The organism is uncultured Stenotrophomonas sp., assembly GCF_913778665.1.
GTDB lineage: Bacteria > Pseudomonadota > Gammaproteobacteria > Xanthomonadales > Xanthomonadaceae > Stenotrophomonas.
In genome coordinates, this window is the sequence record NZ_CAJYVQ010000008.1 from 691,427 (window position 1) to 712,616 (window position 21,190).

General features: G+C 67.5%; 15 protein-coding genes and 1 tRNA gene. 12 read left to right on the top strand and 4 right to left on the bottom strand.

From position 1 onward, the window contains the following. Window positions 1–48: 48 nt before the first annotated feature. The 8 genes from leuS to QZ853_RS11815 all read left to right on the top strand — a co-directional run bounded on the left by leuS (window position 49) and on the right by QZ853_RS11815 (window position 7,335). Window positions 49–2,691: a leucine--tRNA ligase gene (gene leuS / locus QZ853_RS11780; protein ID WP_295573310.1), complete on the top strand. Its 2,643-nt coding sequence runs from the start codon at window positions 49–51 to the stop codon at window positions 2,689–2,691. 135 nt (window positions 2,692–2,826) lie between these two features. After that, window positions 2,827–3,411, top strand: coding sequence for an LPS assembly lipoprotein LptE (gene lptE, locus QZ853_RS11785; protein WP_197583899.1), 585 nt, complete (start codon window positions 2,827–2,829; stop codon window positions 3,409–3,411). 9 nt (window positions 3,412–3,420) lie between these two features. Beyond that, window positions 3,421–4,458: a DNA polymerase III subunit delta gene (holA, locus tag QZ853_RS11790; protein WP_295573314.1), complete on the top strand. Its 1,038-nt coding sequence runs from the start codon at window positions 3,421–3,423 to the stop codon at window positions 4,456–4,458. After that, window positions 4,459–5,127, top strand: a complete 669-nt coding sequence (gene nadD, locus QZ853_RS11795) for a nicotinate-nucleotide adenylyltransferase (RefSeq protein WP_295573316.1) — start codon at window positions 4,459–4,461, stop codon at window positions 5,125–5,127. It begins immediately after the preceding gene. A 58-nt stretch (window positions 5,128–5,185) separates the two neighbouring features. Further along, the gene (gene rsfS, locus QZ853_RS11800) at window positions 5,186–5,596 is read left to right on the top strand and encodes a ribosome silencing factor (RefSeq protein ID WP_005410536.1); all 411 of its coding nucleotides are present in this window, start codon (window positions 5,186–5,188) and stop codon (window positions 5,594–5,596) included. 64 nt (window positions 5,597–5,660) lie between these two features. Continuing rightward, on the top strand, window positions 5,661–6,131 hold the full coding sequence (gene rlmH / locus QZ853_RS11805; protein ID WP_294989324.1) for a 23S rRNA (pseudouridine(1915)-N(3))-methyltransferase RlmH: 471 nt from the start codon (window positions 5,661–5,663) through the stop codon (window positions 6,129–6,131). Window positions 6,132–6,153: 22 nt separating this feature from the next. Continuing rightward, window positions 6,154–6,230, top strand: a tRNA-Asn gene (locus QZ853_RS11810). Window positions 6,231–6,360: 130 nt separating this feature from the next. Further along, window positions 6,361–7,335 (top strand): alpha/beta hydrolase, encoded by a 975-nt coding sequence (locus QZ853_RS11815; RefSeq protein WP_295573318.1) that lies wholly within the window; start codon window positions 6,361–6,363, stop codon window positions 7,333–7,335. Window positions 7,336–7,384: 49 nt separating this feature from the next. On the opposite strand, the gene QZ853_RS11820 is transcribed toward QZ853_RS11815, so the two are convergent. From QZ853_RS11820 to QZ853_RS11835, 4 genes are all read right to left on the bottom strand, one after another. Further along, window positions 7,385–8,806 (bottom strand): basic amino acid/polyamine antiporter, encoded by a 1,422-nt coding sequence (locus QZ853_RS11820; protein ID WP_295573320.1) that lies wholly within the window; start codon window positions 8,804–8,806, stop codon window positions 7,385–7,387. A gap of 129 nt (window positions 8,807–8,935) precedes the next feature. Further along, the gene (locus tag QZ853_RS11825) at window positions 8,936–11,764 is read right to left on the bottom strand and encodes a TonB-dependent receptor (protein ID WP_295573322.1); all 2,829 of its coding nucleotides are present in this window, start codon (window positions 11,762–11,764) and stop codon (window positions 8,936–8,938) included. Between the two features lie 198 nt (window positions 11,765–11,962). Beyond that, window positions 11,963–12,622, bottom strand: a complete 660-nt coding sequence (locus QZ853_RS11830; protein ID WP_295573324.1) for an energy transducer TonB — start codon at window positions 12,620–12,622, stop codon at window positions 11,963–11,965. Between the two features lie 218 nt (window positions 12,623–12,840). Continuing rightward, entirely contained in the window at window positions 12,841–13,578 is a 738-nt protein-coding gene (locus tag QZ853_RS11835) for an SIMPL domain-containing protein (RefSeq protein WP_295573326.1), read from the bottom strand. 130 nt (window positions 13,579–13,708) lie between these two features. Between QZ853_RS11835 and QZ853_RS11840 the strand changes: the two genes are divergently transcribed. Genes QZ853_RS11840 through tldD form a run of 4 tightly spaced genes read left to right on the top strand, consistent with a single transcriptional unit; the run spans window position 13,709 to window position 21,187 of the window. Then, window positions 13,709–14,317: a Maf family nucleotide pyrophosphatase gene (locus QZ853_RS11840; protein WP_295573328.1), complete on the top strand. Its 609-nt coding sequence runs from the start codon at window positions 13,709–13,711 to the stop codon at window positions 14,315–14,317. Beyond that, window positions 14,310–15,797 carry a ribonuclease G gene (gene rng, locus QZ853_RS11845; RefSeq protein ID WP_295573330.1) on the top strand — a complete coding sequence of 496 codons (1,488 nt, stop codon included), beginning with the start codon at window positions 14,310–14,312 and terminating at the stop codon, window positions 15,795–15,797. The genes QZ853_RS11840 and rng overlap by 8 nt, the downstream gene beginning before the upstream one ends. A 30-nt stretch (window positions 15,798–15,827) precedes the next feature. Then, window positions 15,828–19,682, top strand: coding sequence for a YhdP family protein (locus QZ853_RS11850; protein ID WP_295573332.1), 3,855 nt, complete (start codon window positions 15,828–15,830; stop codon window positions 19,680–19,682). 59 nt (window positions 19,683–19,741) lie between these two features. Beyond that, complete coding sequence (tldD, locus tag QZ853_RS11855) at window positions 19,742–21,187, top strand: metalloprotease TldD (protein ID WP_295573334.1); 1,446 nt, start codon at window positions 19,742–19,744, stop codon at window positions 21,185–21,187. Window positions 21,188–21,190: the final 3 nt, after the last annotated feature.

The window sequence follows — 21,190 nt, forward strand, 5'->3', positions numbered from 1 at the left end:
CCGCACTGCGGTACGCTGTACCGCTTTGCCGCCGCATCCGCGTGTTCCATGACCAGCGCTGAAACCAACGCCTACGACCCGCAGCAGGTTGAATCCGCCGCCCAGCAGTATTGGGACGCCACCCGTGCCTTCGAAGTCGACGAGACTTCGGACAAGCCGAAGTACTACTGCCTGTCGATGCTTCCGTACCCGTCCGGTGCGCTGCACATGGGCCACGTGCGCAACTACACGATCGGCGACGTGATCAGCCGCTACAAGCGCATGACCGGCCACAACGTGTTGCAGCCCATGGGTTGGGACGCATTCGGCCTGCCGGCGGAAAACGCGGCCATCAAGAACAAGACCGCGCCGGCGGCCTGGACCTACAAGAACATCGACCACATGCGCAGCCAGCTGAAATCGCTGGGCTATGCCATCGACTGGTCGCGCGAGTTCGCCACCTGCCGTCCGGACTATTACGTCCACGAGCAGCGCATGTTCACCCGCCTGATGCGCAAGGGCCTGGCCTACCGTCGCAACGCCGTGGTGAACTGGGACCCGGTCGACCAGACCGTGCTCGCCAACGAGCAGGTCATCGACGGCCGCGGCTGGCGTTCCGGCGCCCTGGTCGAGAAGCGCGAGATCCCGCAGTGGTTCCTGCGCATCACCGATTACGCGCAGGAACTGCTGGACGGCCTGGATGAGCTGGACGGCTGGCCGGAATCGGTCAAGACCATGCAGCGCAACTGGATCGGCCGTTCCGAAGGCCTGGAAATCCAGTTCGACGTGCGTGATGTCGATGGCGGCGTGCTGGACCCGCTGCGCGTGTTCACCACCCGTCCGGACACCGTGATGGGGGTGACCTTCGTGTCGATCGCCGCCGAACATCCGCTGGCGCTGCACGCGGCGAAGAACAACCCGGAACTGGCTGCGCTGCTGTCGGAAATGAAGCAGGGCGGCGTCTCCGAGGCTGAGCTGGAAACCCAGGAAAAGCGCGGCATGGATACCGGTCTGCGCGCCATCCATCCGGTCACCGGCGAGAAGGTGCCGGTGTGGGTCGCCAACTTCGTGCTGATGGGCTACGGCACCGGCGCGGTGATGGCCGTTCCCGGCCACGACCAGCGCGACAACGAAGTGGCCAACAAGTACGGCCTGCCGATCGTGCAGGTGATCGCGCTGAAGGACCCGCGCAACGACGACGAGCGCAACTGGGACGGCGCGCGCTGGCAGGACTGGTACAGCGACAAGAGCCGCCAGACCGAGCTGGTCAACTCGGCTGAATTCGATGGCCTGGATTTCCAGGGCGCCTTCGAAGCCCTGGCCGAACGTTTCGAGCGCAAGGCGCAGGGCCAGCGTCGCGTCAATTACCGCCTGCGCGACTGGGGCGTGAGCCGCCAGCGCTACTGGGGCTGCCCGATTCCGGTGATCTACTGCGCCAAGTGCGGCGCGGTGCCGGTGCCGGAAGAACAGCTGCCGGTGATACTGCCGGAAGACGTCGCGTTCTCGGGCACCGGTTCGCCGATCAAGACCGATCCGGAATGGCGCAAGACCACCTGCCCGGACTGCGGCGGCGCGGCCGAGCGCGAGACCGACACCTTCGATACCTTCATGGAGTCGAGCTGGTACTACGCGCGCTACACCTCCCCGGGTGCCCGCGATGCCGTCGACAAGCGCGGCAACTACTGGCTGCCGGTCGACCAGTACATCGGCGGCATCGAGCACGCGATCCTGCACCTGATGTATTTCCGCTTCTACCACAAGCTGCTGCGCGACGCGCGGATGGTGGACAGCAACGAGCCGGCACGCAACCTGCTGTGCCAGGGCATGGTGATCGCTGAAACCTATTACCGCCCGAACCCGGACGGCTCCAAGGACTGGATCAACCCGGCCGATGTGGAGGTGCAGCGCGACGAGCGAGGCCGCATCACCGGCGCGACCCTGATCGCCGACGGCCAGCCGGTGGTGGTTGGTGGCACCGAGAAGATGTCCAAGTCGAAGAACAACGGCGTGGACCCGCAGGCGATGGTCGGCAAGTACGGCGCCGACACGGTGCGCCTGTTCTCGATGTTCGCCGCGCCGCCGGAGCAGTCGCTGGAGTGGAACGAGGCCGGCGTGGACGGCATGGCGCGCTTCCTGCGCCGCCTGTGGGCGCAGGTGCAGAAGCATGCCGCCGACGGCACCGCCCCGGCGCTGGACGTGGCCGCGCTGGACGCCAACCAGAAGGCCCTGCGCCGCAAGACCCACGAGACCATCGGCAAGGTGGGCGACGACTACGGCCGCCGTCACAGCTTCAACACCGCCATTGCCGCGGTGATGGAACTGATGAATGCGGTGGCCAAGTTCGATGACGGCAGTGCACAGGGCCGCGCCGTGCGCCAGGAAGCGCTGCAGGCGGTCGTGCTGCTGCTCAATCCGATCACTCCGCACGCCAGCCACGCGCTGTGGCAGGTGCTGGGCCATGGCGAGACACTGCTGGAAGACCAGCCGTTCCCGCAGGCCGACGCCAGTGCGCTGGTGCGCGATGCGCTGACCCTGGCTGTGCAGGTCAACGGCAAGCTGCGTGGCACCATCGAAGTGGGCGCCGATGCCGCGCGCGAGCAGGTCGAGGCGCTGGCACTGGCCGAGCCGAACGCGGCCAAGTTCATGGAAGGCCTGACGGTGCGGAAGATCATCATCGTGCCGGGCAAGATCGTGAACATCGTCGTCGCCTGACGTACCCCATACCGGCCATCCAGGTGATGGCCGGTATCTTTCCGGTGGGGGCCATGCGCTTGATGCCCCTGCATTCACGCGGCTTCGGGCACGCTGTGTGTTGCCGTGATCGCCCGGCTCCGCCAGACTGTCTCCATGACCCGAATCCTGCTTGCCCTCGTTCTTGTCCTCGGCCTTGCCGGCTGCGGTTTCCATCTGCGCAACAAGCTGATGCTGCCGACCGACACGGCACCGGTGAAGGTGGTTTCCACCGCGCCCTACAGTGAACTGGTCAAGCTGCTCAACCGCAGCCTGCTGGCGTCCGGCGCCAGGCTGGCCGACGAGGACAGCACCGGCCCCAGTACCCAGCTGCAGGTGCTGTCCGAGCGCTGGGGTGACCTGCCGATCGCGATCGACTCACAGGGCCGCGCCCAGGAATACAGCCTGCGCTATGCGGTGATCTTCATCTTCCGCCGCGAAGATGGCAGCGAACTGGTGCCGCAGCAGGTGATCGAACTGTCGCGCGACTACGTGTCGCCGCCGACCGACGCCACCGGTACCACCACCGAACGCGAGATCCTGGCCGATGAACTGCGCCGGGAAATGTCCGCCTCGATCATCCGCCGCATCGACAGCGTGGTCCGTGCCGAGCTGGAGAAGGGCGGCAGCCTGTCTGCACCGAAGGCCAAGCCGGTTGACGGCGCGGTGCCGGCCGAGCCGGTTCCCGCAGCCAAGCACTGAGCCGCGGCGATGGAACTGCGTCCGGAGCAGCTGGCCAGCCAGGGCGCTGATACCCCGCTGGCGCCGGTCTACCTGATTGCCGGCCCGGAAACACTGCGCGTGCTGGAGGCGGCCGACGCCATCCGCGCGCGCGCGCGCGCCGCCGGCATCGGCGAACGCGAGGTGTTCGACGCCGATGGCCGTGATTTCGACTGGAACCAGCTCGACGCAAGCTTCAATGCGCCCAGTCTGTTCAGCGCCCGCCGCCTGGTCGAGGTGCGCCTGCCCAGCGGCAAGCCGGGCAAGGACGGCGCCGAGGTGATCAGCCAGTTCTGCGCCAAGCCTGCGCCGGACGTGGTGCTGATGATCACCGCCAACGAATGGAGCAAGGCCCACCAGGGCAAGTGGGCCGAGGCGGTCAGCCGCATCGGCGTGCTGTCGGTGGCCTGGGCGATCAAGCCGCACGAGCTGCCGGACTGGATCGAGCGCCGCCTGCGCGGCAAGGGCCTGCGTGCCGACCCGGCGGCGGTGCAGCGCCTGGCCGAGCGGGTCGAAGGCAATCTGCTGGCCGCGGCGCAGGAAATCGACAAGCTGGCGTTGCTGGCCGACGGCCAGCCGCTGGACGTGGAGCGCATGGAGTCGCTGGTTGCTGATGCGGCCCGCTACGACGTGTTCCGGCTGCTGGAAGCCACGTTCTCGGGCCAGCCGCCGGCGGTGCTGCGCATGCTGGCCGGCCTGCGTGGCGAAGGCGAGGCCGTGGCCGCGCTGATGCCGATGGTGATCCGTGAGCTGCTGGCCGGGGCCGGCCTGGCCCGCGTGCAGGCACGGGGCGGCAACCTGGCCGCCGAGATGAAATCGCGCGGCATCTGGGAATCACGTCAGGCGCCCTACAAGCGCGCGCTGCAGCGGCACCCGGAAGGCAAGCGCTGGGAGCGCTTCGTGGCCGAAGCCGGGTTGGTCGACCGCATCGCCAAGGGGCGCGCCGACGGCGACGCCTGGCTGGCGCTGGAGCGCCTGCTGGTGGCCGTGGCCGAACCGCGTGCCGTGCGCCTGCTGGCGCGGGCCTGATTGATGAGCCTGCGGATCTACTACGGGGGCACCTTCGATCCGGTGCACCTCGGCCACCTGGCGATCGCGCGCGCCGCCCGGGATGAGCTGCAGGTGGCGGTGCGCATGCTGCCCGCCGCCGACCCGCCGCACCGTGCGGTGCCGGGGGCGACAGCCGAGCAGCGCTTCGCCATGCTGTCGCTGGCCATCGGCGACGAACCGGGGTTGCTGCTGGACCATCGTGAACTGGATCGCGCCGCGCGCTTCCCGGGCCGTCCGTCCTACACCGTCGACACCCTGCGCGAGCTGCGTGGCGAGCTGGGGCCGAGCCGGCCGCTGGCCTGGCTGGTCGGCGCCGACAGTCTGCTCGGCCTGCCCAGCTGGCACGAATGGGAGTCTCTGTTCGGGCTGGCGCATTTTGTCGTGGCTGAACGTCCCGGCAGTCCGCTGCAGGCGTCGGTTGATGGCGAACTGGGGCGCGCGCTGGAGGGGCGATGGGCCAACAACGAGCAGGCGCTGTTTGCCAGCCCGGCCGGCCGGATCCTGCGCCTGCACCACCCGCTGCGCGAGGAATCGGCCAGCGCCGTGCGTGCGCAGATCGGCGCCGGCGGGCCCTGGCGGGCGCTGCTGCCACCGGCCGTGGCCGACTACGTGGCCGCACATGGCCTGTACCGCTCCCCTACGCCGTGAATGCCGCCGCCCCGGCTTGCCCGTATAATCGCCCCTACGTTTATCGAGTCGATCCACTTTGAGCAACCAGACCCAGCCCCAGACCATCAAGGTCGATCTGCCCAGCCCGCCGCCGTCCGTGCCGGAACTGCTGGCCAGCGTCCGCCAAGCCACCGAAGACCTGAAGGCCAAGGACCTGGTCGAGATCGATGTGCGCGGCCGGTCCAGCGTTGCCGATTACATGATCGTCGTTTCGGGCACTTCGACCCGCCACGTCAAGTCGATCGCCGATGAAGTCGTGCGCTTCGCCAAGAACCTCGACGTGATGCCGCTGGGTGTTGAAGGCGAGCGCGAAGCCGAATGGGTGCTGGTCGACCTGGGCGACGTGATCGTGCATGTGATGCTGCCGCGCGTGCGTGAGTTCTACGCCCTTGAGCGCCTGTGGACCGTCGGCGACCAGCCGCCGTCCAGCGACGACGAAGTGGCCTGAGCCGCGCGTTGATGCATCCCTTCGACGGCGCCGATGGCGCCGTCGACGTTTTGGAGAAGCGCTCATGAAAGCCCGCCTGATCGCCACCGGTGAACGTGCCCCCAGCTGGGTGGCGCAGGGCTTCGCCGAATACCAGAAGCGGCTGTCGCACTGGTTACCGTTCGAACTGGTGGAAATCGAGCCCGGCCTGCGTGGCAAGGGCCGCGATCCGCGCCGCGCCACCGAAGACGAGGGCAAGCGGGTGATCGCCGCACTGCCGAAGAATGCCTATGTGGTCGCGCTGGACGTGCCCGGCCGCCAGCTCAGTTCTGAACAGCTGGCGCAGCGCCTGGAGCATTGGCGCGGGCAGGGCAGGGACCTTGCCTTCCTGATCGGCGGCCCGGAAGGGCATTCGCCGGACGTCTCCGCGCTGGCCGATGAGAAGTGGTCGATCGGACCATTGACGCTGCCGCACATGCTGGTGCGATTGGTGGTGGCCGAGCAGTTGTATCGGGCGGCCGCAATGATTGCCAATCACCCCTACCATCGCGCGTGAAGAGTGGTTATACTAGTCGTCTGCCCGAATAGCTCAGCCGGTTAGAGCACTTGACTGTTAATCAGGGGGTCGTTGGTTCGAGTCCAACTTCGGGCGCCACCTTGAAGAGGCCTGCATCGCAAGATGCAGGTCTTTTTTTTTGCCGTGTTGCAGAGCCGAGCCCATGCTCGGTTTCGAGGCTGCCGCCGAACATGGGCTCGACTCCACAATCCAGGGTCATCGACTACGGATGTTGATCGTGCGTCCACTCCTGTCCCTGGGTTCCCTGCTGCTTGCGATGTTGCCGTTCGTTGGAGCGAACGCAGCACCTCCGACCTGGCATCCGCCGCAGGGCGCCACCGAGCTGCCGTTGTGGCCGCAGGGCAAGGCGATGACACCGCCGAGGCTGAAGGGGCCTGAGCAGGTCAGCGAGACGATCTCCAAGGCCAGCGGCGAGCACTGGCTGATGCTGCAGAACGTGGCCGTTCCCACCCTCACGCTGTTTCCCGCGCAGGGCACCGCCAATGGAACCGCGGTGATGGTGGTGCCTGGTGGTGGCTACAACGTGCTGGCGATGGACCTGGAAGGCAGCGAGATCTGCGACTGGCTGACCGCGCGGGGCATCACCTGCGCACTGCTGAAGTACCGCGTGCCGGCATCCGGTCCGAACTGGAACCAGGACTGCAATTGCCGCGACATTCCGTCGGTACCGATGGCGCTGCAGGATGCGCAGCGCGCCATGGGCCTGCTGCGCGCGCAGGCACAGCGCTGGAACATCGACCCGAAGCGGATCGGTGTGATCGGCTTTTCGGCGGGCGGTCATGTGGTCGCCGGCCTGAGCACGCACGCGCGTCGCAGCTACACGGCGGTCGACGCGGCCGACTCACAGTCCAGCCGCCCGGATTTCGCAATGGTGATGTACTCCGGGCACCTGTGGGCCGGGCACGGAAAGGGATTGTCGCTGGTCAAGGACATCGTCGTGGCTGACACGGTGCCGCCAACGTTCATCGCACAGGCCACCGATGATCGCACCGATGACGTGCGCGAATCGCTGGCCTACTACCGCGCTCTGATCGATGCCGGCGCGCCGGCGGAAATGCACCTGTTTGCACGTGGCGGCCACGCGTTCGGGCTGCGCGTGAAGGACGCCCCGGTGGCGGCATGGCCACGCCTGGCCGAACGCTGGATGCAGGATATCGGCATGCTGCCGGAACGCCAGCTGTAGAGCCCGGCCATGCTTGGCTGCCTGCGTCAAGCCGAGCGTGGGCCCGGCTCTACAGTGCCAGCTCGCCTCTGGAGAACGCCACCAGCGTAGCGATGGCAACCACCAGAATGGCACCGAACAGCACCCACTCCCAGCGTGTGAATACCTTTTCGCCACGCTGGTGCCGGGTGAACGCGAACAGCACCACACCGGGCACATACAGCAGCACCGACAGCAGCAGGTTGTCGAGGCCGCCGGCATACACCAGCCACAATGCATAGGCACTGGCGAGCAGGGCAACGACGAAATCGCGCCAGCGCATACCCGGTTCACCCGCATAGGCCTGGCCACGCCAGGCCAGCTGCACGCCGAACGCTGTCGACAGGAAATACGGCACCAGGCTCATCGACGCGGCCAGCAGCACCAGCCCGGTATAGCTGCCGGAGTTGACCAGCACCAGCAGCAGGAACAACTGGATCAGCCCGTTGCTCAACCACAGCGCATGGGCCGGCACGCCGCGTGCGTTTTCGCGACCGAGGAATGCGGGCATGGTGCCGTCGCCGGCCGCGGCATACAGCACCTCGGCACACAGCAGCACCCAGGCCAGAAGTGCGCCCAGCACGGAGATGATCGATCCGACGATGATCACTGTCGCGCCCCATTCGCCGACGATCGCGCGCAGCACGTAAGCCATCGACGGATTGGGCAGCCCGGCCAGCTCGGCCTGCGACAGCACGCCCATCGACAGCACGCTGACCAGCACCAGCAGCAACCAGACGCCAAGGAAACCGATCACCGTGGCGCGGCCGACGTCGGCGCGCCGGGCCGCGCGCCGGGAGTAGATGCTGGCGCCTTCGATGCCGATGAACACCCATACGGTGACCAGCATCATGCCCCGCAGCTGCTGGCCGAGATCACCCAGTGCGGGTGTGCCGAAGAAGTCGGCGCGGAACACATCCATGCGGAACGCACCGGCGGCCAGAATCAGGAACAACGTGATAGGCAGCAGCTTGGCCACCGTCACCAGTCCGTTGACGATGGCGGCGGTGCGCAGGCCACGCAGCACCAGCAAGTGCACGGTCCATAACAGCAGCGATGAGGCGGCCACCGCTGCTGGCGTGTTGCCTTCCCCGAAGATCGGCATGAAGTGGCCAAGGCCACTGAAGATCAGTACGAAGAAACTGGCGTTGCCCAGCACAGAGGCAACCCAGTAGCCCCACGCCGCGGAGAAACCGATGTAGTTGCCGAAGCCCTCGCGCGCATACGCGTAGATGCCGGTATCCAGATCCGGGCGGCGATTGGCCAACGCCTGGAACACAAAGGCGAGCATCAGCATGCCCGCGCCACTGACCGCCCAGCCCAGCAACGCCGCTGCCGGTCCGGCGCTGCGCGCTACGTTCTGCGGGAGTGAAAAGATGCCGGCGCCGACCATCGAGCCGACCACCAGTGCGGTCAACGCGGGCAGCCCGAGGCGTTGTGAGGTCGCGGCCATGATGTCCCCCGCGGCGGTGGTGCCGCACTCCCACGGTAGCGGTGTGCCCGTGAACAAGCACGCAAGGCGCCGCAACGACGAAGGCCCGGGCAGATGCCCGGGCCTTCGAAGGTGGTGCGCTGAACGGTATTACTTGAAGGTGTACTTGGCGCCGACGGTGAAGTAACGGCCGATGGCACCGCTGAAGTGCAGCGGGTTGTAGTTCACGCCACCGTAGGTGGTCGGATCGAGGGGAGCAATGCGATCGAACACGTTCTGCACCGAGGCATTCAGTTCGAACGCTTCGGTGATGTTCCAGCGGCCGGACAGGTCGAAGGTGGTGAACGAGGAGATCTTGGTGACGTCGGTGCCGTCGGCGTACGAGAACTGGTACGAGCCCTCCGGACCACGGAAATCCTTGTTTTCCATCTTGGAGATGTAGTTGGCGACGCCGCTCACGCTCCACGGACCCTGGCGCCAGGTGGTGCCGAAGTTGATGCGATCCTTCGGCGTGCCGATGCAGTTGGTCACGTCGCAGTTGCCGTGCGTACCCGCATAGTCGAAGGTCTCATCAGAGTCGGTGCGCTCGTACTTCAGCACATGGCTCCACTGCAGATCCATTTCCAGCTGGCCCGGGCCGATCTCGAAGGTCTGGCGGATATCGGTGTCGATACCGCGCACGCGCGTGGATGCCGCATTGATGTACGCGGTGTTGACCGCCAGGATGCTGCCAGTGCCAGCGATGCCGTTGATCAGGTCGATGTCACGCAGCACATTGCCGGCGGCGATGGCATCGGCCGTGGAGCCTTGGGCGATTTCGTTGGTGCGCTTGATCTGCCAGGCATCGACGGTCATCGAGGTGGTGGAGGTCGGCTGCAGCACGATGCCCACCGAGTAGCTCTTGGACTCTTCCGGCTTGAGGTCCTTGTTCGGGCGCGTGATGATCGCGACCGGACGCGAGCTGCAGTTGGTGCCGACATCGGCCGGCGGGCTGGCGGCGCAACGCACCGGATCGCGGGCGTTGGAGAAGGCGGCCAGGCCGCCGTCGCCGTTCTCGGCCGGGTTGGGGGCGCGGAAGCCTTCGGCGTAGCTGGCACGCAGGGCAATCCAGTCTGCCGGGGTCCACTTGATGCCCAGCTTCGGCGTTGCCTTGCCTTCGCCGCTTTCGTACTTGTCGTAACGCAGCGCGCCGGACAGTTCCAGCTGCTCCAGCACCGGTGCCGACAGCTCGACGTAGCCGGCGTAGACATTCTGCGTACCGTCGTAGGCCGAATAGCCCAGGCCGATGATGTCACCCTGGTCGGTGTAGGTCTGCGGGGTCAGGCTATTGCTGGTCTTGCGCCATTCGGTACCGATCGCCAGGCCCAGCGGACCGCCCTTCAGGTCCATCAGGCTGCGCGACACGGTGAAGTCGAACATGTCCAGGCTGGACTTGGCGCGTGCACTGATGGTCGGCGAGATGTAGTCGTACAGCGCCTGCGAGTTGAGGTTGGCATTGTCGCCAATACGCCATACGCCGCCGGCACAGTTCGGGTTGCCCAGCGCGCACTGCACGGCGCTGTAGCGCAGGAAGCCGGTGCGCTTGTTGACCAGATCGGTACCGGAGTGCAGGTAGGCGGTGTCGTAGCTCCAGTCACCCCAGTTGCCCTTGACGCCGACCAGGAAGCGGTTGAACTCGTTGGTATTGTCGGTCACGCGCGGGCCGACATCCCAGGCCGAGTAGCGCAGGCGCGAGGCCTGGCCCGGAATCGGGTTGTCTGGATGGGTCGGCGACAGCACCACGGCGCCCGGGCCACTGCTGGCGTTGCGCGGGCCGAGCGGATAGCCCCAGCTGCCGGACACGCCGGACGGCGTGTTGCTGAAGATCGTTTCCTTCTTCGAGTAGCCGATCTCGGTGTAGATCTCGCCGCCTTCGCCAAAGGCGAAGCTGGCGCGGCCGAACACGTTGACGTACTTCTCTTCCGGGGTCAGATCGCGGTACAGCTGGTTCGGATCCCACAGGCAGCCCTGCGCGGCCACCGAGGCATCGGTCTGGCCCGGAATGGTGGTCAGGCCCTGGCAGCCGGGCAGCGGTACCAGTTTGGCCGGATTGGTCGCGGTGACATCACGGTCGTCAAATACCGAGCCGTTCGGACCCACGCCACCGCTGGTGCGGCCGTTGAGGTAGGCACCGCCGAGGAACTGGGCGTTGTTGCCGTAACCCCACGGACGGATGTCGCCGGTGCCGATCCACTTGCGGTTCTTGCGATCGCTGATCTTGATCGCGTCGGTCTTGCCGACGTCCAGGCTGAAGAACGCATTCCAGCCGTCAGTGGCCAGATCGCCGGTGCCGGCGGTCAGGGTGGCCTTCTTGGCGTTGCCGTCGCCGTCGCCGGAGGTGCCGTAGGAAGCGCGCAGGATCGCGCCCTGGAAGTCACTGCGCAGGATGATGTTGACCACGCCGGCGATGGCATCGGAGCCATAGATCGCCGAGGCGCCATCCTTCAGCACTTCCACGCGTTCCACCGCGTCGAGCGGGATGGTGCTCAGGTCGGTGAAGACCTTCTGGCCGTCGTCGGCCAGGCCGTAGGTGGCCATGCGACGGCCGTTCAACAGGACCAGGGTCGAGCCGGCGCCCAGGCCGCGCAGCGAAATACCGGCGCCACCGCCGGCGAAGCCGTTGCCGAAGGTCTTCGGAATGGAGCCGGAGCCGTCGGCGGTCAGGGTCTGCAGGTATTCGGCAACCGTGGTCTTGCCGGTGCGGTCGATTTCCTGGCGGGTCACCACCTGCACCGGCGACGGTGTTTCGGTGTTGGTGCGCGGAATGTTCGAACCGGTGACCGTGATGCGGTCCAGGTTGGTGGCCTTTTCCTGCGCGAAGGCGGAGGTGGAAGCCACGGCGCCAACCAGCAGCAGGGTGCCGCCGGTAAGGATATGGGTGATGGACGATGCCAGGGTGGTGCGGCGGCGGCTGGCGGGCCGTTGGATCAGGTGTTTCACAGCTTCTCTCCTAACTGGAAAACCGTAGCGTTGAGGGCTGTCTCCGGAAGGTCCGGGACGGGCCAATCTAGGTTTCCGACGGGTGACGAAGTAGTGAAATTTTGCTTAATTCGTAACGCTTGAATTGAAACTTTGCCGAGTTTGGCGTTTCGGTGGTGTGGGCCGGCCCGGGGGGGGGGCCGGGCCGGCCCTGAGCCGTCAGTCCGGCAGCGAGAACTGCACCGGCACCAAGCCGATCGCCGGCACCGCCACGCCGTCGCGCTGGGCAGGTTCAAAGCGCCAGCGCTTCAGCACCTGCTGGCGCGCGGCCTGGTCCAGGCTGCGAGAACCACTGCTGCGCTCGATGCTGACCGAGACCGGTTGGCCGCTGCTGTCGACCTCCACCCGCAGCAGCACGGTGCCCTGCTCATGGTTGCGCAGTGCCGGTACCGGATAGGACGGCGGCGGGGCGCTGCGGTACTGCAGCTGGGTACCGGCCAGCGGTGTCGAGCTATCGATGCTCGGGACCGACGGTAGCGGTGCCGATTCGGCGGCGGGCGTGATGATGCCCTGCGCCTCCTCCAGCGTAGCGGTCGGCGTCGGCAGCGGTGTTGCCTGCTTCGGCACGCTCTGCTGCTTTGGCACCACGTCCACGTGCTGGGGTTCGCTGTGCAGCCTGGGCGGCGGCAGCGGCGTGGGCCGTTCCTTGGGGATCAGCCGCACCGTGGTGTTGTCGCGCGGCAGGGTGGTGATGGCCTGATAGGTGGCCGGGATCAGCAGCAACAGGAACGCGAGCAGATGCAGGGCGATGGCCGCGCTCCAGGCGGCAACGCGGGCGGGGTCGAAGTGCGGGGATGCAACGGGATACGTACGAACCATGGTCCACCTCCATGCCAGTGACGAAGTCCTCAACGCACCAGGGCCCGTGGCGGGGTTGCCGCACGCGGCTGGCAGTGCATCAGTAGCGCGGCGGAACGGCCACTGCCTAGAGGCAGGGTTGGAATCGTTGGGCTGGCCTTCAGCCAGCGCCGGCGGCAGGCATGAAAAAAAGGCGGGCCCCCTGCGGGACCCGCCTCTACCTACGCAACAGGATGCGATCAGCGACCCAGTTCGAACACCACGTCCAGGTTGACCGACACGGTGGACTCACCCGGCGCGACCGGCGTGGCCTTGTCCATCGCCGCACCGGCGGCCATCGCACGCATCATCGGCATCGGGCGGTACCCGCCGCCGGCATTCTCGGAGATGCTGACGATGCGGCGCACCTGCAGGCCCAGCGACTTGGCATAGGTCTGCGCACGGGCCTGGGCCTTCTTCAGCGCGGCCAGGCGGGCTTCGTCATACACCGGTTCGGGCTGGTCGATCTCGAAGCTGGGGCCGTTGATCTGGTTGGCGCCCTGCGCGGCCAGCGCGTCGAGCACCTTGCCGAGCTTGGCGATGTCACGCACCTTCAGGCTGACCGTGTTGCTGGCCTGGTAGCCGGTGATCTTCGGCGCTTCGTTGTCGGCGTAGCGGTACTGCGGGTTGAGGCTGACGCCACTGGTCTGCACGTCGCGCTCGGCGATGCCGGCGGCCTTGATCGCGGCCAGCACCTTGTCCATCTGCTGGGCGTTCTGGCGCATGGCGCTGTTGCCATCTGCGGCCTGGGTGACCACGCCCGCCGACAGGCTGGCCACGTCCGGCACGCGGGTGGCTTCGGCATTGGACGAGATGTTCAGCAGGGTGCCTTCGGCCGCGGCGGCGATCGACGGCGACGACGGGGCGGCATGGGCGGTCATCGAGGTTCCAAGGGCGAGGGACAGGGCGAGCAGCAGCGGGGTGGCGGTCAGGCGCATGGGATCTCCTTGTTGTGCGGGTGAGGGTGGTGTCGTAGCGATGAACGCGCTGTGAGCCTGATCGGGGTTGGAGGCGTTCCGTAACGGGTTGCCGACGATTCAGGTGGCGGCCTCAGGTTATGCTGTGCCGATGCTCTATCTTGCTTCCCGCTCCCCCCGACGCAACCAGTTGCTGGCCCGACTCGGACGCCCCTTCCAGGCCCTGGACCTGGAGGTCGTCGAGCAGCGCGCGGCGACCGAAAGCGCCGAACAGTATGTGTGCCGGGTTGCCGCCGACAAGGCACGCGCCGGGCTGGCCCGGGTGCGCGCCGAGGACCCGCAGGCGCGGGTCCTGGGTTCGGACACCGAGGTTGTGCTGGACGGTGAGGTGTTCGGCAAGCCGGCCGACGCTGCCGATGCGCGCGCGATGCTGGCGCGCCTGGCCGGGCGCACCCACCAGGTGATGACCGCGGTGGTGGTGGTCGGCGCCGACGGGCTGGACAGCGAACTGGTCATTTCCGAAGTGACCTTCGCGCCGATCGATGCCGCCGACATCGCCGCCTACGTGGCCAGCGGCGAGCCGCTGGACAAGGCCGGCGCCTATGCCATCCAGGGTGGGGCCGAGCGCTGGATCGAACATCTTTCCGGCAGCTACTCCGGCGTGATGGGGTTGCCACTGCTTCATACCGATCGTCTGCTGGCGCGCTGCGGCGTGCCGGCCACCATTGCCGATGCCGCCAGGGAGGCTGCCGATGTCTGAGGAAATCCTGGTCAATGTGACCCCGCGCGAGACCCGGGTCGCGGTGATCGAAAACGGCATGCTGCAGGAACTGCACATCGAGCGCGGCTGGCGCCGCGGTGTGGTCGGCAACATCTACAAGGGCAAGGTGCAGCGGGTCATGCCCGGCATGCAGGCCGCGTTCGTCGAAGTGGGTTTGGAGCGCGCCGCGTTCCTGCACGCCAACGACGTGGTGCGCCCGGCGCCGGTGGCCAGCGCCGATACCGAGAACACCACGCTGCCGCCGCCATCGAGCGTGCCGATCGTCGAGCTGCTGCGTGACGGACAGGACATCGTGGTGCAGGTGGTGAAGGACCCGATCGGCACCAAGGGTGCACGCCTGACCACGCAGATCAGCATTCCCTCGCGCTACATGGTGCTGCTGCCGCAGTCGAAAGTGGTGGGTGTATCGGCGCGCATCGAGGACGAAGGCGAGCGGGCACGGTTGAAGGCACTGGTGACCGAGCTGTCGGCGCAGCATGGCGGCTACGGCTACATCGTACGCACCAATGCCGAGGGACAGCCGGCCGAGGCCATCGCCGAGGACGTCGCCTACCTGTCGCGTGTGTGGAACGTGGTCGAGCGCCGCGGCCGCGAAGCCCCCTCGTGCAGCATCATCTATGAAGACCTGAGCCTGCCGCTGCGTTCGGTGCGCGACCTGATCCGCAAGGATGTGGACAAGGTGAAGGTCGATTCCAAGGAAACCTTCGCACAGCTGCAGGCGTTCGTTGCCAAGTACATGCCGGTGCTGGCCGAGAAGATCGAGCTGTACAGCGGTGATCGCCCGATCTTCGACATGTTCGGGGTGGAGGACGAGATCGGCCGCGCGCTGGACAAGCAGGTGCCGCTGAAATCCGGTGGCTACCTGGTGATCGACCAGACCGAGGCGATGACCACCATCGATGTGAACACCGGTTCGTTCCTCGGCCAGCGCAACCTCGAAGAAACGGTGTTCCGCACCAACCTGGAAGCGGCGCAGGCGGTGGCGCGGCAGCTGCGGCTGCGCAACCTGGGCGGCATCATCATCATCGACTTCATCGACATGGACGATGCCGAGCATCGCCGCCAGGTGCTGCGCACGCTGGAAAAGGCGCTGGCCCGCGACCATGCCAAGACCACCGTCTACGACTTCTCGCCGCTCGGCCTGGTCGAAATGACCCGCAAGCGCACGGTGGAAAGCCTGGAACGGCAGCTGTCGGAAACCTGCCCGCAGTGCAGCGGCCGTGGCTCGATCAAGACCACCGAAACGGTGACCTACGAGATCTTCCGCGAGATCACCCGCGCGGTGCGCCAGTTCGATGCGGCGCGCCTGCTGGTGATCGCATCGACCAAGGTGGTCGCGCGCATCACCGACGAGGAATCCTCGGCGGTGGCCGAGCTGGAGGAATTCCTCGGCAAGAGCATCCGCTTCCAGGCGGATGAGCAGTACCTGCAGGAGCAATTCGATGTCGTTCTGCTCTGATCCTCGCCGGCTGCAGGCCGGCGGTGGCCGATGAGCGCGCCGCCGCGCCTGCGACTGCGAAGGATCCGCCGTCATTTCATTGCTGCCTGTGCGGTCGGCCTGGTCGGGCTTGCACTGCTGGTGGGAACGCTCAGCCAGCTGCTGCCGCTGGCCGAGCGCCATCCCGAGAAAATTGCCGCCTGGCTGAGCGAACGTGCCGGCCAGCCGGTGCGCTTCGACCAGCTGCAGACCGCCTGGACCCGTCGCGGTCCGCTGCTGCAGTTGAAGGGCCTGCGCATCGGTGCAGGGCAGGGCCTGGCGATCGGCGAGGCCGAAGTGCTGGTGTCGATGTACAGCGGCCTGCTGCCTGGCCGCTCGCTGACCGAGCTGCGCCTGCGTGGCCTGGCGCTGGACCTGCAGCAGGGCGAGGACGGCCGCTGGTCGGTGCGTGGCCTGCCGCAGTCCAACACCGGTGGCGACCCGCTGGACGCGTTGCGCCGGCTGGGCGAATTGCAGGTGATCGGTGGTCGCCTGGGCGTGCATGCGCCGGGCCTGGGCATCGACACCACGCTGCCGCGTATCGACCTGCGCCTGCGCGTCGATGGCGACCGCCTGCGGGTGGGCGCGCGCGCCTGGGTGCAGACCGAGGCGCTGCCGTTGACCGCGGTGCTGGACGTGGACCGCGCGCGCGGCAATGGCCAGGCCTGGCTGGGCGGTGATCCGGTTGACTTCCATGCCTGGTCGCCGCTGCTTGCGGCCGGCGGCGTGCGCCTGCGCGAGGGCAAGGGCGAGCTGAACCTGTGGCTGACCCTGCGTGACTTCGCGCCGGTGGCGCTGACCACCGATTCGGACCTGCGTGACGTGCGCATCGATGGCGCGCCGATGCCCGGGCTGGCTGCGCCGCAGCTGCAGTTGCAGCGGTTGCAGGCGCGCCTGCGCTGGCAGCGCCAGGGAGACGGCTGGCTGCTGCAGGTGCCGCAGCTGCGCTTGAAGACGGACCAGGACGAACAAAAGCTCGATGGCCTGCAGCTGCAGGTCGGCAAGCAGCTGCGGGTCAGTGCCGGCGATGTGCAGGCGGGTACCGCGCTGCGGGCGCTGGCGCTGAGTGATCGGCTGGAGCCGGGCCTGCGCCATTGGCTGTTCCTGTCCAAGCCGCAGCTGGAGGTGGCTGAGCTGCAGCTGGCCGGTGAACGCGATGGCCCGTTGTGGGCACAGGGCGAGCTGAAGTCGCTGGGTTTCTCCAGCGTCGGCAATTCCCCGGGCCTGCGTGGCCTGGGTGGACGCTTCGAGGGCGATGCCGATGGCTTCAGCCTGCAGCTGCAGCCTCAGCGCCAGTTGCAGTTCGACTGGCCGACCGGCTTCGGCGTGCGCCACGATCTGCACTTGGCCGGCCAGGTGGTGGGCTGGCGTGATGAAGGCGGTGGCTGGCGCATTGGCACGGCGGCGATGCGGGTGGAAGGCACCGACTATGCGGCCGATGTGCGCGGCGGCGTCTGGTTCCAGGGCGACGGCACGCGGCCGTGGCTGCAGCTGGCGGCCAAGCTGGACGATGTGCCGATGACCGCGGCCAAGCGCTTCTGGATCCACTCCAAGATGAGCAAGGGCGCTACCGACTGGCTGGACATGGCACTGGCCGGTGGCCAGGTGCGTGGTGGCGTCGGCCTGGTCAGCGGTGACCTGGACGACTGGCCGTTCGACAACAATGACGGTCGTTTCGAGGCCACGGGCCACATCAGCGACGGCGAGATCCGCTTCCAGCACGATTGGCCGCTGATGCGCCAGGTCGACGCCGATATCGCCTTCATCGGGCCGGGCTTCGACATGCGCGGGCGCGGTGACCTGGCCGGCGTGGCGGTGGAAACGTTCGAGGCCGGCATTCCGGACTTCGGCCACCAGCCGCTGTACGTGCGCGCCAACGCGCCGAGCGACGCCGGCAAGCTGCTGGCAATGCTGCGGCAGAGCCCGCTGCACAAGGACTACGGCGATACCCTGGACAACCTGGCGGCCAGCGGCCCGGCGCATGTAACCTTCGATCTGCTGCAACCGCTGCACCAGGACGAAGGCGAAGGCCATCTGCAGGGAACGGTCGACCTCAACGGCGCCAAGCTGGTCGACAAGCGTTTCCAGCTGACCTTCGACAACATGCACGGGCAGGCGCGCTACAGCAACGGCGGTTTCGGCGCCGAAGACCTGGCGGTGCGCCACCTCGGCCAGGACGGCCGCCTGAGCCTGCGTGCCGGTGGCTACGTGCACGACAGCTCGCGCGCCTTCGAATCGCAGCTGACCGCCCACCTCGACGCCGGCGTGCTGATCGACCGCGCGCCGGAGATGGCCTGGCTCAAGCCCTACATCAACGGCACCTCGGCCTGGACCATCGCGGTCAACCTGCCGAAGGTGGCGCCGGGGGCCCCGGCACCGCCAAGCGAACTGCGGTTGAGTTCGGACCTGGTCGGTACCCGCCTGGACCTGCCAGCGCCGCTGGACAAGCCTGCGGGTGAGCCGCTGGCGACCACGGTGGCCGCGCAGCTGCCGATGGGCGCGGGCCGCATCGACGTAGCCTTTGGCCAGCGCCTGGCCCTGGCCGCGCGTAGCCACAACAACCAGACCGGTGTGCAGGTCACCCTGGGCAGCGACCATGTCGATCGCGATCCGCCGCCGAGCGGGCTGTCCGTCAACGGCCATAGCCCGACCCTGGACGCGCTGGAGTGGATCGGCCTGGCCCGTGGTGGCAATGACGATGACGGCATGCCGCTGCGCGTGGCGGACGTGCAGGTTGGCAAGCTGATGCTGATCGGTGGCGTCTTCGAACAGACCCGCCTGCAGCTGCAGCCGGGCCCGCAGGCACTGGATGTGCGGCTGGACGGACCTTCGCTGGCCGGCAACCTGACCGTTCCCAATGCCGAGGGCGGCACCATCAGTGGCCGCCTCGATCGCGTGCACTGGCAATCGCTGCCGCCGGCACCGGGCGCGGCCGCTCCTGCGCGGGTGCAGGCCGGTGCCAATGACATGGACCCGGCCAAGCTGCCGCCGTTCGCGCTGGACATTGCTGACCTGCAGTTCGGCAAGGTCGTGCTCGGCCAGGCCGTGCTGCGTACGCGTCCGCTCGCCAATGGGCTGAACGTGGACGAGCTGCGTTTCCGTGCGCCGGACCAGGAGATCGACATCACCGGCCGCTGGCTGGGCCGTACCGGCGGTGCCCGCACCGAACTGACCGCACAGGTGCGCAGCGAAGACCTTGGCGGCCTGATGCAGAACCTCGACTATGGCGGCCAGCTGCGCGGCGGTTCCGGCCAGGCACAGCTGCGGGCCTCGTGGAGTGGCGGTCCTTCGGACTTCCAGCTGGCCAACCTGCAGGGGCGCCTTGACCTGAACGCACGCAACGGCCAGCTGCTGGAGCTGGAGCCCGGTGCCGGTCGCGTGCTCGGCCTGCTCAGCGTCACCCAGCTGCCGCGGCGCCTGATGTTCGATTTCCGCGACTTCTTCTCCAAGGGCTTCGCGTTCAACCAGGTCGACGGCAGCGTGCAGTTCGGCCAGGGCATGGCGCGCACCGACAAGGTGCTGATCGAAGGCCCGGCGGCGAACATCACCATCCGTGGCCAGGCCGACCTGCGCAACCAGCAGTTCGACCAGACCATCGACGTCAACCCGCGCGCCGGCAACCTGCTGACCGTGGTCGGCGCGGTGGCGGGTGGCCCGGTCGGGGCTGCGCTCGGCGCGGCCACCAATGCGGTACTGTCCAAGCCGCTCGGCGAGATCGGCGCCCGTACCTACAAGGTGACCGGCCCCTGGAAGGAGCCGAAAGTGGAAGTGATCGAACGCAGCCGCGACAAGACGCCGCCCTCGCCCGCACCGGCACCGGCGGTTCCGCCGACGGTGACCGACCTGCCGCGCTCGCGTTCGCGCTGAGCGTGGCTTTCCTGTTCACGGGGCTTGCCTGAGCGCCCCCGCACCCCCAGATCGAGACCATGACTGATATCGCCCTGACGCTTGCCCAAGACCGCCTGCTGCGCCCCGGCGGCCTGGATACCGCTGGCCTGGAGCGCACCTTCGGCCAGTTGCTCGGCCCGGGTGTGGACTTCGGTGACCTTTATTTCCAGCACGCCCGCCGCGAGAGCTGGAGCGTGGAGGATGGCATCGTCAAGGACGGCGCCCATTCCATCGAGCAGGGGGTGGGCGTGCGGGCCATTTCCGGTGAGAAGACCGGCTTCGCCTACTCCGACGACATCCATGCCGACGCGCTGCTGGCCGCGGCGCAGTCGGCGCGTGCGATCTCGCGCGAAGGTGGCGCGCAGTCCGGGCGTTCGCTGCTGCGCGGCAATGCGCGCGCGCTGTACCCGGCGCTGGACCCCATCGACGGCATCGGCAACGAAGCCAAGGTGGAGGTGCTCAAGCGCCTGGATGGCTACCTGCGCGCCGCCGACCCGCGCGTGAAGCAGGTGATGGTCAGCCTGTCCGGCGGTGTGGACACGGTGCTGATCGCCCGCAGCGACGGCGTACTGGGCGCTGACGTGCGCCCGCTGGTGCGCCTGAACGTGCAGGTGATCGTCGAACACAACGGCCGCCGCGAATCCGGCTATGCAGGTGGCGGTGGCCGCTATGGCTATGAGGAACTGTTCGCTGATGGCCGCCCGGAAGCGTTCGCGCGCGAGGCCCTGCGCCAGGCGCTGGTGAACCTGGAAGCCGTGCCGGCGCCGGCCGGCGTGATGCCGGTGGTTCTGGGCCCGGGGTGGCCCGGCGTGCTGCTGCACGAGGCGGTTGGTCATGGCCTGGAAGGCGACTTCAACCGCAAGGGCACCAGCGTGTATGCCGGCCGCATCGGCGAACGCGTGGCGGCACCAGGCGTGACCATCGTCGACGATGGCACCCTCGACGGGCGTCGCGGTTCGCTCAACATCGACGACGAAGGCCACCCGAGCCAGTGCACCACGCTGATCGAGGATGGCATCCTGGTCGGCTACATGCAGGACAGCCTCAATGCACGCCTGATGGGCATGGCACCGACCGGCAACGGGCGTCGCGAATCGTTCGCGCACCTGACCATGCCGCGCATGACCAATACCTACATGCGTGCCGGCCAGCACGATCCGCAGGAAATGATCCGTTCGGTGAAAAAGGGCCTGTATGCGGTCAACTTCGGCGGTGGCCAGGTCGACATCACCAGCGGCAAGTACGTGTTCTCGGCCACCGAGGCCTACCTGATCGAGGACGGCCGCATCACCGCGCCGGTGAAGGGCGCGACCCTGATCGGTAACGGTCCGGAGACCATGCAGAAGGTGCGCATGGTCGGCAACGACCTGGCCCTGGATGAGGGCGTGGGTATCTGTGGCAAGGACGGGCAGAGCGTGCCGGTGGGTGTCGGCCAGCCGTCGCTGTTGATCGAGGGCATCACCGTCGGCGGTACCCAGGCCTGAGCC

Excerpts from the sequence above, each read along its gene's own strand:
- QZ853_RS11850 (WP_295573332.1), top strand. The coding sequence starts at position 15,828 with ATGAGCGCGCCGCCGCGCCTGCGACTGCGAAGGATCCGCCGTCATTTC.
- QZ853_RS11820 (WP_295573320.1), bottom strand. The coding sequence starts at position 8,806 with ATGGCCGCGACCTCACAACGCCTCGGGCTGCCCGCGTTGACCGCACTG.
- rlmH (WP_294989324.1), top strand. The coding sequence starts at position 5,661 with ATGAAAGCCCGCCTGATCGCCACCGGTGAACGTGCCCCCAGCTGGGTG.
- QZ853_RS11830 (WP_295573324.1), bottom strand. The coding sequence starts at position 12,622 with ATGGTTCGTACGTATCCCGTTGCATCCCCGCACTTCGACCCCGCCCGC.
- QZ853_RS11840 (WP_295573328.1), top strand. The coding sequence starts at position 13,709 with ATGCTCTATCTTGCTTCCCGCTCCCCCCGACGCAACCAGTTGCTGGCC.
- QZ853_RS11815 (WP_295573318.1), top strand. The coding sequence starts at position 6,361 with ATGTTGATCGTGCGTCCACTCCTGTCCCTGGGTTCCCTGCTGCTTGCG.
- lptE (WP_197583899.1), top strand. The coding sequence starts at position 2,827 with ATGACCCGAATCCTGCTTGCCCTCGTTCTTGTCCTCGGCCTTGCCGGC.
- tldD (WP_295573334.1), top strand. The coding sequence starts at position 19,742 with ATGACTGATATCGCCCTGACGCTTGCCCAAGACCGCCTGCTGCGCCCC.
- holA (WP_295573314.1), top strand. The coding sequence starts at position 3,421 with ATGGAACTGCGTCCGGAGCAGCTGGCCAGCCAGGGCGCTGATACCCCG.
- QZ853_RS11835 (WP_295573326.1), bottom strand. The coding sequence starts at position 13,578 with ATGCGCCTGACCGCCACCCCGCTGCTGCTCGCCCTGTCCCTCGCCCTT.
- leuS (WP_295573310.1), top strand. The coding sequence starts at position 49 with ATGACCAGCGCTGAAACCAACGCCTACGACCCGCAGCAGGTTGAATCC.
- rng (WP_295573330.1), top strand. The coding sequence starts at position 14,310 with ATGTCTGAGGAAATCCTGGTCAATGTGACCCCGCGCGAGACCCGGGTC.